General features: G+C 64.0%; 14 protein-coding genes. 8 read left to right on the top strand and 6 right to left on the bottom strand.

Annotation, left to right across the window (positions count from 1 at the left end):
* The 7 genes from AC1DXU_RS05535 (at position 1) to amaB (ending at position 7043) form a co-directional block, all read left to right on the top strand.
* Complete coding sequence (locus AC1DXU_RS05535) at positions 1-885, top strand: transglutaminase family protein (protein WP_477365329.1); 885 nt, start codon at positions 1-3, stop codon at positions 883-885.
* 130 nt (positions 886-1015) lie between these two features.
* Positions 1016-1951 (top strand): glycosyltransferase family 2 protein, encoded by a 936-nt coding sequence (locus tag AC1DXU_RS05530; RefSeq protein ID WP_477365326.1) that lies wholly within the window; start codon positions 1016-1018, stop codon positions 1949-1951.
* The gene (locus AC1DXU_RS05525) at positions 1944-2822 is read left to right on the top strand and encodes a glycosyltransferase family 2 protein (RefSeq protein WP_477313192.1); all 879 of its coding nucleotides are present in this window, start codon (positions 1944-1946) and stop codon (positions 2820-2822) included. Before AC1DXU_RS05530 ends, AC1DXU_RS05525 begins: the two co-directional genes overlap by 8 nt.
* Positions 2819-3562, top strand: a complete 744-nt coding sequence (locus AC1DXU_RS05520; protein WP_477313190.1) for a hypothetical protein — start codon at positions 2819-2821, stop codon at positions 3560-3562. The genes AC1DXU_RS05525 and AC1DXU_RS05520 overlap by 4 nt, the downstream gene beginning before the upstream one ends.
* A gap of 146 nt (positions 3563-3708) precedes the next feature.
* The gene (locus AC1DXU_RS05515) at positions 3709-4083 is read left to right on the top strand and encodes a YciI family protein (RefSeq protein ID WP_477313188.1); all 375 of its coding nucleotides are present in this window, start codon (positions 3709-3711) and stop codon (positions 4081-4083) included.
* On the top strand, positions 4080-5354 hold the full coding sequence (locus tag AC1DXU_RS05510; protein ID WP_477365323.1) for an RNA polymerase sigma factor: 1275 nt from the start codon (positions 4080-4082) through the stop codon (positions 5352-5354). Before AC1DXU_RS05515 ends, AC1DXU_RS05510 begins: the two co-directional genes overlap by 4 nt.
* Before the next feature lie 174 nt (positions 5355-5528).
* On the top strand, positions 5529-7043 hold the full coding sequence (gene amaB, locus AC1DXU_RS05505) for an L-piperidine-6-carboxylate dehydrogenase (RefSeq protein ID WP_477365320.1): 1515 nt from the start codon (positions 5529-5531) through the stop codon (positions 7041-7043).
* Positions 7044-7101: 58 nt separating this feature from the next.
* Here the strand turns inward: amaB and AC1DXU_RS05500 are convergent, their stop codons facing one another.
* The 6 genes from AC1DXU_RS05500 to AC1DXU_RS05475 form a co-directional block, all read right to left on the bottom strand.
* Positions 7102-8190: an ABC transporter ATP-binding protein gene (locus AC1DXU_RS05500; protein WP_477365317.1), complete on the bottom strand. Its 1089-nt coding sequence runs from the start codon at positions 8188-8190 to the stop codon at positions 7102-7104.
* Positions 8177-9115, bottom strand: coding sequence for a PfkB family carbohydrate kinase (locus AC1DXU_RS05495; protein WP_477365314.1), 939 nt, complete (start codon positions 9113-9115; stop codon positions 8177-8179). Before AC1DXU_RS05495 ends, AC1DXU_RS05500 begins: the two co-directional genes overlap by 14 nt.
* Positions 9115-10137 (bottom strand): SIS domain-containing protein, encoded by a 1023-nt coding sequence (locus tag AC1DXU_RS05490; RefSeq protein WP_477365311.1) that lies wholly within the window; start codon positions 10135-10137, stop codon positions 9115-9117. The genes AC1DXU_RS05495 and AC1DXU_RS05490 overlap by 1 nt, the downstream gene beginning before the upstream one ends.
* Positions 10134-10979, bottom strand: coding sequence for a carbohydrate ABC transporter permease (locus AC1DXU_RS05485; protein ID WP_477365308.1), 846 nt, complete (start codon positions 10977-10979; stop codon positions 10134-10136). The genes AC1DXU_RS05490 and AC1DXU_RS05485 overlap by 4 nt, the downstream gene beginning before the upstream one ends.
* Positions 10979-11863 carry a carbohydrate ABC transporter permease gene (locus AC1DXU_RS05480; RefSeq protein ID WP_477365305.1) on the bottom strand — a complete coding sequence of 295 codons (885 nt, stop codon included), beginning with the start codon at positions 11861-11863 and terminating at the stop codon, positions 10979-10981. The genes AC1DXU_RS05485 and AC1DXU_RS05480 overlap by 1 nt, the downstream gene beginning before the upstream one ends.
* Before the next feature lie 83 nt (positions 11864-11946).
* The gene (locus tag AC1DXU_RS05475) at positions 11947-13185 is read right to left on the bottom strand and encodes an extracellular solute-binding protein (protein ID WP_477365302.1); all 1239 of its coding nucleotides are present in this window, start codon (positions 13183-13185) and stop codon (positions 11947-11949) included.
* Positions 13186-13404: 219 nt separating this feature from the next.
* On the opposite strand from AC1DXU_RS05475, the gene AC1DXU_RS05470 reads away from it, so the two are divergent.
* A complete protein-coding gene (locus AC1DXU_RS05470; RefSeq protein WP_477365299.1) occupies positions 13405-14619 on the top strand; it encodes an ROK family protein in 1215 nt (404 codons plus the stop codon).

Genomic DNA, 14619 nt, shown 5'->3' with positions numbered 1-14619 from the left:
ATGCTGTACGATATCAGGCTTCATCTCAGCTACGACTATGATGCGGCGGCCGGCGGCGGTCGACATCAGGTGCGTGTATTGCCGCCGACCATTGCTGGCGTACAGCGCGTGGTCGCCGCCTCGCTTTCGTTTGTGCCGACCCCGTCGGAACGCACGGATTTTGCCGATTTCTTCGGCAACAATGTCACCGCGATCGCCTTTCGCGATGTCCATGACGGGCTCGACATCAGGATGAGTGCGCGCGTGTCGGTGTCGCGTCCCGAGCCTGGGCTCGATGTGTCGCCCGATCTGCAGCGGTTGCGAGAAGAACTCGGCGCCGTGCGGTCGCTCGCCCCGGATGCACCGCACCACTTTCTCGCCGCCAGCGATCATGTCGGCATCGATGCGGCGATCACCACCTATGCCCGGAAGAGCCTTGGCGGTTCGATCACCGCCGCGGCCATGGATCTGTGCAACCGCATTCGCCGCGATTTCACCTATGACGGCAAGGCAACCACCGTTCGGACCAAGGCCAGCGACGCTTTCACGCTGAAGCGCGGTGTCTGCCAGGATTTTTCGCACATCATGATCGCCGGCCTGCGTGGCCTCGGCATTCCCGCCGGCTATGTCAGTGGCTTCCTGCGCACCATCCCGCCAAAGGGCAAGCCACGGCTCGAAGGCGCCGACGCCATGCATGCCTGGGTCAAGGTGTGGTGCGGACGTGATGCCGGCTGGCAGGAGTTCGACCCCACCAATGGCATGCGGGCAAGCAACGACCACATCACCGTCGGCTATGGCCGCGACTACTCGGATGTGGCGCCGATCGTCGGCGTCTTGAAAACCACCGGCGGGCAGGTCGGCGACCAGGCGGTGGATGTCATTCCGGTGGTGCTCGAGAAGGCCTGACGGCAGCGAGGGTGCGGGGCCACGCCCAGGCGGGCAAAGACTGCTTCTCAAACACGGATGCGGCGGCTATCCTGAGCGTATTTAAGGGGAACCGCCTGCACATGTGAAATGCGCCGGCGTGGAGCTATCTTTGAAAGCAGTCAGCGTCGTCATTCCGGCCCATAATGCGGCGGCAACCATCGCAGGCACGCTGGCCTCACTTCGTTCCGAGACCGACCTTATCGGCGAGGTGCTGCTGGTCGACGATTCGTCGTCGGACGGCACCGCAGTTGTCGCGCGGGACGCAGCTTTGCAAATGTCATTGCCGTTGCGTGTGCTCAAGGGCAGCTGCGGTGACGCCGGCGGCGCCCGCAATCTGGCGCTGGCGCAGGCGCGATCTCCCTGGATATACATGATCGATGCCGACGACCTGCATCTGGAGGGCGGATTGCGGTCCCTGCTTTTGCGGGCGAATGCCCAGCCATCGGCCGAAATGGTGGTCGGAGCCTATCGCCGACGAACCGCTGGCAAGGACAGGCAGGTCAAGGTTCCGAGCGGCTATACGTCCACCAACATCGCCAATGCTTCGGCCTATCTGAAAGGTCATATCCGCTCGATTGCCGTGGGCAGCGTGCTGGTGTCGCGCAGCGTGATCGGAGACACCAGGTTCCCGACCGGGCTCGCCTATGACGAAGACACATTGTTCTGGGCACGGCTGATGAGCAGGGCCTCGCTTGCCGTCATTTCACGACCTGTGATGATTTACGTCGTGTCGGCGGAGCGCTCCGACGACCGTTTCACGATCAAGCCGGCGCAACGTTTCCTCGACTGGCACCTCGCACTGCGCAAACTCACCGACTGCGGCATTCCGAAGTCGACTCTGAAGGTCAGGGAAGGCCTGGTCGCGCTCAAGATCGCCCGCGTCCACTACGCGCGTGGCGACCTGGAGACCGCGGCGCGGTTCCTGACCTTAGCCAGGGCGGCGCCGAAAGGTGCCTCGGATTGCTGGCGCTGCATGCGCTACCAATTCAAGCTTGCGGTGCGCCGCCGCTTTTTCCCTCCGCAAGCCCAGTTGCAACGTGCCTGATACGGGCCCGCCGAAGCTTGCCGTCATTGTCATTGGCTACCGCGCGCCGGGTCGAATCGTCGAGGCGGTAGTGTCTTTGCTTGATCAGAAGATGCCGCTTGAAATCGTCGTGGTTAACTCAGGGGGAGGGCAAGTGTCGACGCTGCTGTCTGGCGCCGGGGTCAAGGCGCCGGTGATCGAGGTCAGTCGAAGGCTGTTTGTCGGTGCAGCCCGAAATGTTGGCATCGCGGCGACGCGAGCGCCTTTCGTTGCCTTTCTTGCAGACGATTGTCTCGCCAGTCCCGGCTGGGCCGCGGCACGGATGCAGCGGCATCTGGCCGGCGACCGCGCCGTGGCGAGCGCCATGGTGAACAGCCATCCGCGCAATCTGATTGCCTGTGCGGCACATCTGGTCATGTTCATGCGGCGGCTTCCCGGTCTGCCGGCGGATCGTGCGCTGCGTTACGGCGTATCGTTCGATCGCCGGCTGTTCGATGAATATGGCTTGTTCGATGAAACGATGCCCGTTGCCGAAGACACAGAATTTTTGGGGCGGCTGCCGCAGGAACTGCAGCCGGTTTGGGAGCCGGGGGTGCAAACGGTTCATCGCAACGAAACCCGGCTGTTCGGCTTGCTCGCCGATCAGTACAGGCGCGGCTATCGCCGCGGCGATTACCTTGCGGCGCCCAGCCGCAACACCCCGTTTCGTTTTTTCCGCGACACCTTTCGCGACCGGCGCAATGTTCGCGAATTGGCAAAGATCGGCCTCTCCGGATCGGATCTGACCTTTGCGATGCGGTCGATGCCAATTGTCTGGTTTGCCCTGCTCGTGATGTCCGTGGGCGTCTATGCCGGCGCGCGAAATCGCGTGAAAGCGGCGCCAAGAAAATGATAACCAGCCAAATCAAACCTCGACGCTGGCGACGGAGCCGCCTGTTCTGGACGCGGCAGAGAACGATCGCAGTTTTCAGCTATCGCTATGACGCGCATCTGGTTGCCGACCTGATCGCCAACATCGATCCGGTCGTCGATGGCTGGATTGCCTATGACGATCGTGGGGCGATCGGCGTGTTCAGCAGCGAGCCGCAGCGGCGGCGGATATTGCTCGAAGCAGCGAAAAACGCCGCCGCCGACTGGATCCTGGCTATTGATCCCGATGAGCGGATGGAACACGGTGCTGCGGAGCGGATTGGACAATTGACGGGTGATTACAGGCGCATGGCCTGGGGGTTCCGGTTCTGCGAATTGTATTCGCCGACCGAGTACCGGGTTGATGGCCTGTGGGGCGAGAAGGTCCAGCACCGTCTGTTCAGAGCTTACGATCCGGCGAACTACCGGCCAGAGGATCTGCATGGGCTCTGGTATCCTCCTGATCTCGGTTTCAAGGCCCGCAAAAGCGGGCTCAACCTCTATCATCTGAAAATGATCGAGCCGAAACGGCGGATCGCCCGCCGCAATCTCTACGACCACCTCGATCCGAAGGGCCTCCTGCAGGATGTGGGCTATGACTACCTAGCCGACGAGGCAGGGGCCGTGTTCGAACAGATTCCGCCCGGGCGCGACTATAGCCCGCTTCACGTCGATGATGGCGGCCTCTGGATGGCCGACGTGTCGGTGGATACGAAAGCCTAGCCTGGAACTTGTTTCAGTCAGGAGGCTCTTTTTTGAGATGGCTCAAGGCGGGGCTGGTTTGACGCTAGGTCAGCCGCATTTTTTTATCGACGCCATGTCGGGATCGGTCCTACTGTTTCGTCCTTTGACAGAGAAAAGGACGTCCCATGCTCTATGCTATCCTCTGCTACGCCTCCGAAGATGTCGTCTGCTCCTGGAGCAAGGCGCAGGACGATGAGGTCATGGCCAATCTTCTCGACGTCCAGGAAAAATATGCCAAAGCCGGCCGGCTTGGCCCGGTGGCGCGGCTGCTGCCGACCACGGCGGCGACAACGCTGAGAAGGGTCAAGGGCGAGTCCGTCGTCATCGACGGCCCGTTTGCCGAGACCAAGGAACAGTTCCTCGGCTTCTACACGCTCGAATGCGCCGATCTCGACGAGGCCGTCGAGTTCGCGCGCGAGCTTTCCGAGGTCAACCCCAGCGGCGGCTCCTACGAGATCCGGCCGGTTTCCATTTTCAATCCCGCCAGGGTTCCCGCATGACCGAACTCGCCTGGATCAGCACGGCGATCAGCACTGCCCGTCCGCAGGCGATGGGCGCGCTGCTGCGCTACTTCCGCGATCTCGATGCGGCGGAAGAAGCTTTCCAGGACGCTTGCCTGAGAGCGCTGAACAATTGGCCGAAAAATGGCCCGCCGCGCGATCCGGCAGCTTGGCTGATCTTTGTCGGCCGCAACAGCGGCATCGATGCGGTACGCAAGCGCGCCAAACAGGCGCCGCTGCCGGAGGAGGACCAGATTTCCGACCTCGAGGATGCCGAGAGCGATATCGCCGAGCGGCTGGACGGGGCGCATTACCGCGACGACATCTTGCGGCTGTTGTTCATCTGTTGCCATCTCGACCTGCCGGCGACGCAACAGATTGCGGTCGCATTGCGCATCGTCTCCGGTCTGACCGTCAAGCAGATAGCTCGCGCCTTTCTCGTTGGCGAAAGCGCCATGGAGCAGCGCATCACCCGAGCCAAGGCGCGCATTGCCGACGCCGGCGTGCCGTTCGAGACACCGGGCGCGGTCGAGCGCTCGGAGCGGCTCGCCGCTGTTGCCGCCATGGTCTATCTGATCTTCAACGAAGGCTATTCGACCAACAGCGGCGAGGCGCCGGCGCGCGCGCCGCTCTGCGAAGAGGCGATCCGGCTGGCCCGCCTGCTGCTCAGGCTGTTCCAGACCGAGCCGGAGATCATGGGGCTGACGGCGCTGTTGCTGCTCCAGCATGCGCGAGCGCCGGCCCGTTTCGATGAAAACGGCGAGATCGTGCTGCTCGAGGATCAGGATCGCAGCCTGTGGACCCGAAAGATGATCGATGAGGGTCTGGCGCTGGTCGACAAGGCATTGCGCCACCAGAAGCCCGGTCCCTACCAGGTGCAGGCGGCGGTGGCCGCGCTGCATGCGCGGGCGGAACGGGCCGAGGATACCGACTGGGTTGAAATCGACCTGCTCTACAGCCTGCTCGAACAGATGCAGCCGTCGCCGGTGATCACCCTCAATCGCGCTGTCGCCGTCGCCAAGGTGCGCGGCCCGGAAGCGGCGCTTGCCATGATCGAGCCGCTGGAATCCAGGCTTTCCGGCTATTTCCACTTCTTTGGCCTCAAGGGCGGCCTCTTGATGCAGCTTGGCCGTAGCGAGGAGGCGCGTGTCGCCTTCGATCGCGCCATCGCGCTGGCCAACACGGCTGCGGAAGCCGCCCATATCCGCATGCATATCGACCGCCTGATGAAGGACGGTACGGCGTCGGGCGCCGCCAAGGCCGCGCTCTGATCCGGCTGGTTCAATGGTCTGGGCTCGGCTTGGACCATGCCGGGGTGGCGATTTTTCCCTGAAACAGGTAATGGCACGCCATGACAGCGCCTCCTGTGCCCGATGGCACCGAGAAGGCATGACGCATGGCTTGAGCCGCCAGCCAATAAGCGGCGGACTCTGAAAGGGACAAAAATGACGATAGCGAAGGAAACGACTGAGCTTCTGGCGAAACTGGGCGTCGCCAAGGGCGCGCTTGTCGGCGGCGATCTCATCGTGCGCAGCCCGGTGACGGGCGAGCAGATCGCGGCGCTGAAGACGATCTCACCAGCCGATGCGACAAAGACCATCGAAGCTGCCCATAAGGCGTTCCAGAGCTGGCGGATGGTGCCGGGTCCGAGGCGCGGCGAACTTGTGCGGCTGCTCGGCGAGGAACTGCGCGCGCACAAGGCCGAGCTTGGCCGGCTGGTGTCGATCGAGGTCGGCAAGATCCCATCCGAGGGCCTCGGCGAAGTGCAAGAAATGATCGACATCTGCGATTTCGCCGTCGGCCTTTCCCGGCAATTGTACGGCCTGACCATCGCCACCGAGCGTCCCGGCCATCGGATGATGGAAACCTGGCATCCGCTGGGCGTCGTCGGCGTCATCTCGGCCTTCAACTTCCCGGTTGCGGTGTGGTCGTGGAACACCGCTCTGGCACTGGTCTGCGGCGACGCCGTGGTGTGGAAGCCGTCGGAAAAGACGCCGCTGACGGCGCTGGCCTGCGAGGCGATTTTTGCGCGCGCGGTCAAGCGCTTCGGCACAGACGCGCCGGAAGGGCTGGCGCCGGTGCTGATCGGCGATCGCGCCGTTGGCGAGATCCTGGTCGATCATCCGAAGGTGGCGCTGGTTTCGGCCACCGGTTCGACCCGCATGGGCCGGGATGTCGGCCCGCGGCTGGCCAAGCGCTTTGCCCGCGCCGTGCTGGAACTCGGCGGCAACAATGCCGGCATCGTCTGCCCGACGGCCGATCTCGATATGGCGCTGCGCGCCATCGCCTTCGGCGCCATGGGCACGGCGGGACAGCGCTGCACGACGCTGCGGCGCCTGTTCGTGCATGACAGCGTCTATGATGCTTTGCTGCCGCGGCTGAAGAAGGCCTATGAGAGCGTCTCGGTCGGCAATCCGCTGGAAACCTCGTCGCTGGTCGGTCCGCTGATCGACAAGGCAGCCTTCGATGCCATGCAGAAGGCGCTGAAGGAAGCCACCGCGCACGGCGGCAAGCTGACCGGCGGCTCACGGGTCGAGAACGGCCATCCCGATGCCTATTATGTGCATCCGGCGCTGGTTGAGATGCCGAAGCAGGTGGCTCCTGTCACCGAAGAAACCTTCGCGCCGATCCTCTATGTGATGAAGTATTCGGACTTCGACGCCGTGCTCGACGAGCACAATGCGGTCGGCGCCGGGCTCTCGTCGTCGATCTTCACCCGCGACCTGCAGGAATCCGAGCGATTCCTCGGCGTCGACGGTTCGGACTGCGGCATCGCCAACGTCAATATCGGCACGTCAGGCGCCGAGATCGGTGGCGCGTTCGGCGGCGAGAAGGAGACGGGCGGCGGCCGCGAATCTGGCTCTGACGCCTGGAAGGCCTATATGCGGCGCGCCACCAACACGGTGAACTATTCCAAGGCGCTGCCGCTGGCGCAGGGCGTGTCCTTCGACATCGACTGAGGAATTTCGTTGGAAATAGGATACGGGCAATGCCGTCAGGCGTTGCCCGTTTCTGTTTCTACTGCGCCGCGGCGAAAGCCTTGCCGGTCGTGGGGTCGAAGAGGCGCAAGGTCTCTTCATCGAAGGCGAATGCGCATGTTTCGCCCTTGTCGACGCGGGCGCGTGGCGGCAGGCAAGCCGTCAGCCTTTGCGTGCCGATCCGGGCGGTGGTGACCAGTTCCGGGCCGGTCAGCTCGACGACGTCGATTTCGACCGGCAATGGCAGTTCCGTTGCCGCGCCGGTGGCGAGGCGAAGCGCCTCGGGCCTGATCCCGACAATGACCTGTGCGCCATCCTTTGCCGCGGTTCTGAAACGGGCGGGCAAGGGCAATCGCACAGTTGAACCGGCAATGGCCAGCGTTCCATTCTCGACCGTGGCCTGCAGCATGTTCATCGACGGCGCGCCGACGAAACCGGCGACATAGAGCGTCGCCGGGTGGTTGTAGATGTCCTCTGGCGTGCCGAGCTGTTCGATCCTGCCGTCGCGCATGACGGCAATCCGCGTCGCCAGCGTCATTGCCTCGATCTGGTCGTGGGTAACATAGACGACGGTGGTCTGCAGCAGCTGGTGCAGGCGCTTGAGCTCGGTGCGCATTTCCAGCCGCAGTTTCGCATCGAGATTGGACAGCGGCTCGTCGAACAGAAAAACCTGCGGCTTGCGCACCAGCGCCCGGCCGATGGCGACGCGCTGGCGCTGGCCGCCGGAAAGCTGGCTCGGCTTGCGGTCGAGCAGGGCTTCGATCTGCAGCAGTTTTGCGGCTTCCCGCACCGTCTTGTCGCGCTCGGCGGTTGGCACCTTGCGCATCTCCAGACCGAAGCCGATGTTGCGATGAACGGTCAGGTTCGGATAGAGCGCGTAGGACTGGAAGACCATGGCGATGTCGCGGTTCTTGGGATGGACGCCAAGCACCGAGCGGCCGCCGATCAGCACATCGCCGCTGGTCGCCTCGGCCAGTCCGGCGATGATGTTGAGCAGCGTCGACTTTCCGCAGCCCGACGAGCCGAGCAGCACCAGGAACTCGCCGCTTTCCAACGCAATGTCGATGCCTTTCAGCGTTTCGACGGCGCCATAGTTCTTGCGGATGTTGTGGATCTCAAGCGCGCTCATGGACGACGTCCTCGAATTGCATGGACCCGCCATAGTTGCGGGGCAGAGTGGAAATCGCACGAGACGCCACATGCGTGGCGGCCGACAGGCAGGAGCTAAGGGGCTGGTCCTGCGCCAATGCGGCGAGAAAGGCAGCGTTGAAGACGTCGCCGGCGCCGATCGTGTCGACGACTTTCACATTCGGCGCCGCCGCCTCGACCAGAGAGCCGTCGGGGCCGATGGCGAGCGCGCCGTCCGGGCCGCGCTTGACGACGACGGTGGCGCCTTTCTTCATGCTGAACCGGATCTCGCGTGCGGCGTCGACCGGGCTTTCCAGCCCTGCCAGGGTTAGCGTCTCGACCTCGTTGAAAAGTGCGAGATCGCAGCGTGACAGCCACCCGCGCGCCGCCGCGCAGTTTGCCGCCGTCCAGCCAGCCATCGGCCAGCCGGTGTCGAGCGCCACCGCAATGTCGTGCGCGTCGGCCCAGTCGAAAAACGCGTCGTAGGCGCCGGTGAGATCATCGGTGAGGAAGGAGCCGCACAACAGCGCGTAGCCGCCGGAGAGCCGCTTGCCGTCGAGAACGGCGAAGACATCGGTGAGGCTGAAACGCGGCAAGTGTCCGCGCGTGGTGAAGAAGGTGCGCTCGCCGTCGGGGTGGGTCATGCCGACGGACAGCGTCGTGCCTTCCGGGCGCACCGGCCATTTCTGCGCCCGGCTGCCGAAGGCCTCGCGCAGCCAGCGGCCGAACTGGTCGTCGCCGACATTGGCGGCAATTTCGAAGTCGACACCCAGCGCTTCCCAGGCGAGGCCGCTGTTTCCCGCCTGTCCGCCGACGCGCAACTCGTCATGGTCGACGACGGTTTCCGTTCCCGCCGCCGGCCATGGCGCGACCGGGCCGACAATCAGGTCGACATTGACGTTGCCGATCACTGCCAGCGGCCGCATCATTCGCTCCGGGTGATCTTGGTAGAACGAACCGGCGTGCCGGCATTGTCGACGCGGGCATCGGCAAAGGCGATCATCAGCCGCTGCGCCACCGGCAGCATGGCAAAGATCGCCGCCAGGCCGGAAGCTGGTTTGAACGACAGCGTGACGGCGCCGGTGACCGGCGTTTGCCCTGAGGAATCGAAGATGACGAGTGGTGCGCCGGCTTCCACGACGGAGACGGCCATGGCGGTGACCAGCTCCGACGTTGGGTCGTTGCCGCGAAACAGGATGACGCCGGTCAGCGGGCCGAGCATTTCCATCGGACCATGGCGGAGCTGGCCGCCTTCGAGGGAAAAGCACGGCAATCGCGACAGTTCGGTGAGGCCGAGCGCCAAAGCTTCGGCGAGACCTTGCAGCCGGCGACCGGAGGTGACGACGGTGGTCACCGTGCCCAGCGCGGCAAGTGCGTCATGGATGTCGACTGTTTCTGGAGCGTCGAGCGCGGCGAGTGCTGCGACGGGGTCATCGCCGAGCGCGGCCAGAATGGCCACATGCAAGGCAAAGGTCACAGTCAGGCTGCGGGTCGCGGCGAAGGCCAGCTCGCTGCCGCCTGCGCCAACCAGGCAGGGCACCGTTCGGGCGAGGAACGAGGCGCTCTCCAGCGTCAGGCCGAACGTGTCGGAAACAGCGCCGGCTTCGGCGAACCAGCGCACGACTTCGGCGCTTTCGCCCGACTGAGAGGTGACGAGCACGGTCCTGCCTGCGAGCGGCAGCGGCTGGCCAAGCTGCTCGGACAGCGGCAAGGCGATGGCGTCGATGCCATGCGCGCGATAGAGCGGCTCGACGGCGCGCCCGACCGCGTGCGAGCCGCCCATGCCGAGCAGAAGCAGCCGGCCGCTCCGTCGTATCGAGGCAGCGATCTTTGTCGCCATCACCGCGTTGTCTTGGAACGACGCGATCGCATCGCTGTGCTGGCGCGCCATTTCACGGTCGATCGCAGCGAGCCCGAACGGGCGGTCTTTTTGTACAGTCATGGTCATCCTTTGACGCCGCCGCTGGTCAGGCCGGAAATCAGCGCGCGTTGCATGACCAGGCCGATCAGCACTGGCGGCAAGGCGGCTAGAACGCCGGCTGTCGCGATCAGGCCGTAGTCGGAGACACGGCCGCCGGCGAGATCGGCGATGGCGACGGTCAGCGTCTTGGCGCGCTGGTCCGAGGTGAAGAGCAAGGCGTAAAAGAACTCGTCCCAGGCCAGCAGCACGGCAAACAGCGCTGACGTCGCCATCACAGGTGCTGCCAGCGGCAGGGTGATGATGCGCAGCGTCTGGAACAGTCCGGCGCCATCGATCATCGCCGCCGCCTCGATTTCGCGCGGGATCGAGTCGAAGCCCGCCTTCATCAGCCAGGTGGTGAACGGCGCCAGGATGGTCAGGTAGACCAGCGCCAGGCCGAAGACATTGTTGAGCAGGCCGAGATGCGAGAGACCCATATAGAGCGGCACGGCAAGTGCCACCGGCGGCAGCATGTAGGTGGCGATGACCATCGACAGCGACCAGCCGATCGACGGCGTGCGCGAGACGGCCCAGCCGGCGGGAATGGCCAGCAGGAGGGCAGCAATGGTCGCTATGCCGGCGATCTCCAGGCTGTTGCGCAGCGATGCGGTGAAGGCGGCGCCGGCGCTGTTCTCGCCCGTCGACAGCAATTGCTGGTAGCGCGAGAAGTCGGCGCTTTGCGGCCACCAGCGCAGCGGCTTGGCGGCAAGGTCGGCGGCCGGCGAGATGCTCATGATGAACAGCCAGGCAATGGGGGCGAGAATCACCACGGCAAGCAGCAGCGCGCATGCGTAGATGAAGACGGTGAAAGCGGGGCTCCTGCGTTCCATCAGGTGGCGCTCCCGGCGGTCTTCCTCACCAGAGCTGCGTAGGCAACGGCCAGCACGGTGACGAGCAAGGTGACAATCAGCGCCAGCGAGGCACCGGAGCCGGCGCGCTGGAAGGAAAAGGCCTCCTGGTAGACGAGGATCGACAGCGTGCGCGTGCTGTTGGCGGGGCCGCCGCGGGTCATCACCCAGATGATGTCGAAGACCTTGAAGGCCTCGATAGTGCGCAGCACCAGCGCCACCATCAGCGGTCCGGCGAGATAGGGCAGGATGACGAAGCGGAAGCGGGCAAAAGGTCCGGCGCCGTCGACCAGCGAGGCGGCGGTGATGTCGCGCGGCACCGCTTGCAGGGCGGCCAGCGCGATCAGCGCCACCAGCGGAAAGTTCTTCCAGCAGTCGGCGACGATCAGCGCCGCCAGCGCCGTGCCGGGCTCGCCGAGCCAGGAGCGGTAGGCATCGATGAGATGCAGCTGAGTCAACGCCGCGTTCAGTGCACCGTATTCCGGATTGTAGATCAGCCGCCACAGCGTGGCGTTGACCACGGTCGGCAGCGCCCAGGGCAGGATCATCAGCGCCCGCAAAAAGGCGCGGCCGCGAAACTCCTGGTTCAGCAGCAGTGCCGCCAGCACCCCGATTACCATTTCGATGGCGACGGAGGCGACGGCAAACCAGGTCGTGGTGACCAGCGTGCGCGAGAAATTCGAGCTCGACAGCATCTTGGTGTAGTTGTCGATGCCGACGAACGAGCCCTCTGTGCCGACCAGTTTGGCGTCGGTGAAGGACAGGCCGACAGTGTCGACAAGCGGCCAGCCGATGACGGCGACCATGACCACGAGCAGCGGCAGCATCAGCAGCCACGCACGGGTCGTCATCCAGGTGCCCGACATCGGAGCAGCCTCTCTTCATTCATCGCGATTTGACAGATAGCACGGGCGGCCTTTCGCCGCCCGCGCTCAACGAACAGCTGGGCTCAAAGACCGCTGTTTTCGGCAGCCGTCTTCAGCGCGTCTTCCGGCGAGGCCGAACCGAGCAGCGATTCCTGGATCGCCTGCTGCAAAGCGGTCGACATCTCCTGGTATTTCGGCGTGGTCGGGCGCGGATACATGGCGGCAAGTCCGACCTTGGCCGTGGCGATCAGTTCTTCCTGGCCCTTGGTAACCGCCGGGTCCTCATAGGACGAGGCCCAGATCGGCAGCGAGAGCTTGGCATACTGGTTCTGCGTCGCCTGCGAGGTCATGAACTCGATGTACTTCCAGGCTTCGTCCGGGTGCTTGGAGACCGCGGTGACGCCGAGGCCCATCGAACCGTTGACGGCCGAAACCTCGCTCTTGCCGGCAATGCCCGGCGCCGGCACGACGCCGACCTTGCCCGCGACCTTGCTGTCCTTCGGGTCGTTGGCCATGTTGTACATGTAGGTCCAGTTGAGCGCGAAGGCGGCGTCGCCGTTCTCGAACACCTTGCGCACATCCTCTTCGAGGAACTCCTTGGAGTTCGGATTGGTGACGCCGGACTTGTAGCTGGCGACCATGTATTTCAGCGCGTCGAGCCCGCCGCCGTTCTGGAAGTCCGGCTTGCCGTCCTTGAGGAAATCGCCGCCATAGGCGCTGACCAGCATGGCGTAGTCGCAGATCACGGCTTCGGCCTGCGACCAGCTCCAGGCGATGGGCGTGGCGAGAAGTCCCTTGTCCTTGATGATCTTGGCCTGCTCGCTCAACTCGTCCCAGGTCTTGGGCGGGGTCTTGATGCCGGCCTTCTCGAGGATTTCCTTGTTATAGAACAGGTATTTGGTGTCGAGGATCCAGGGCATGCCATAATATTTGCCGTCATACTGGACGGTGGTCCAGGCGCCGGGCAGCACGCCTTTCTTCATGTCTTCGGTAATCTTGGACGACTCGTCGACCAGCACCTTGTTGGTGGCATACTCGGCCGGCCAGATGACGTCGAAGAGCACGACGTCGTAGCCGCCGCCCGACCCTTGCGCCAGCACGGTCTTGTCGTGGAGGCCTTCATAGGGGACGAATTCGAGATTGACCTTGATGTCCGGATTGGCCTTGGTGAAGGCGTCCGTCATGGCGCGGACATCGGCTTCGCTGTAGGCGGCCTGCGCCATGAACAGCGCATTCAGCGATGTCTCGGCGAAAGCGTGAGGAACCAGCAATCCTTCAGCGAAGACTGCGCCCAAAAGTGTCTTACCGATCGATTTCAACATTTTCATCTCCCATTTTCAGCGTTGGCGAGTTGGTGGTGCCGGCGTTGCACCGCCTTCTCGAACTGATGTCGCGTGACCTTTTGTTTGTCCGAGCGATCGGTGGCGATAGGCATTCAGCCTTGGCCATCTTTTTCTGGAGCGCCCGGTTTCACCATTAAGTCAATTCGCTTGACTTAATTAGTCGATCAATAGTTTATTGGAGTCAAGAGGGAAACGCCGGTGAACGACATCAGCCCGATCCGCGCCAAAAGCGGCACCAACCAGGAAGGCACCAGCGCGCACAACCGCCGTGTCATGATCGAGGCGCTGCGGCTCAACGGTGCGCTTTCGCGCGCCGACCTGGCGCGGGCGACGCAGCTGACCAAACAGGCGGTGTCGAACATCATCGAGGATCTCGAACGCGACGGCCTGGTCATTGCGCTGGACACGGTGCGCAAGGGCAGGGGGCAACCCTCGACCCCCTACAGGCTGGTTCCGGAGGGCGCCTTCGCCATCGGGCTGCAGATCGACCGGCATGTGACGCGGGCGGTTGCCGTCGATCTGGTCGGCAGCGTGCTGGCGCGTGCCGAAGCAAATTTGCCGGTCGATGAGCCCTCACAAGGCGTCAAAATCATTCTCGGCCTGATCGACGGCGTCAGGCGCCAGCTGGCCGGTATTTCCAGCCAGTCCGAAAGCCGGCTCGTCGGCCTCGGCGTCGCCATGCCCGGGCCGTTCGGGGTGAAGAATTCCGACGACAAATGGATGATGCCGGCCTGGCAGAAATTTCCGCTGCTGGAAACCCTTGCCGCAGGCACCGGCTTGAATGTCGGGCTGCAGAACGACGCCGCCGCCTGTGCGACGGCAGAGCGTATCGTCGGCGCCGCGCATGGTGTTGACCATGCGGTTTGCCTTTATGTCGGCTACGGCATCGGCGCCGGCCTTATCCTGAACGGCGAACTGTACAGCGGCGGCAACGGCAATGCCGGCGAGATCGGCATGGCGCTGTTGTCGCCGGCTGGTCCGGGCTCGACGCCGCTCGAGCACCGCGCCTCGCTCGCCTCGCTTTACCAGCACCTCGACATGAACCTCGCCGACGAAGGTCTCTATGAGCGGATGAACGCACTGGCCACAGCCGACGATCCCAAGATCATGGCCTGGATCGAGGGTGCCGCGCATGATCTGCGCTGGAGCGTGCATCTCATCGAAACGATCTTCGACCCGCAGACCGTCATCCTGACCAGCGGTGCGCCGGAAGCGCTGGCCCGCCGCCTGCTGGAGGCGATGCATCCACTGCTGCCGTCGATCGCCGACCGGCCCGGCCGGCTGTTGCCACGCCTGCAACTTGGCATCACCGATCCCTGGTCGATCGCGCTCGGTGCCGCGGCCGAACCGATCAGCCGCGCCTTCGACCCGCGGTTTTCGGCGATCCTGAAGACACGCTCCGGCGGTTCCTGA

Source organism: Mesorhizobium sp. P3_A10 (assembly GCF_056403175.1).
Note: the sequence above shows the minus strand (reverse complement) of the source record. Positions and strands in the feature narration are given on the sequence as shown.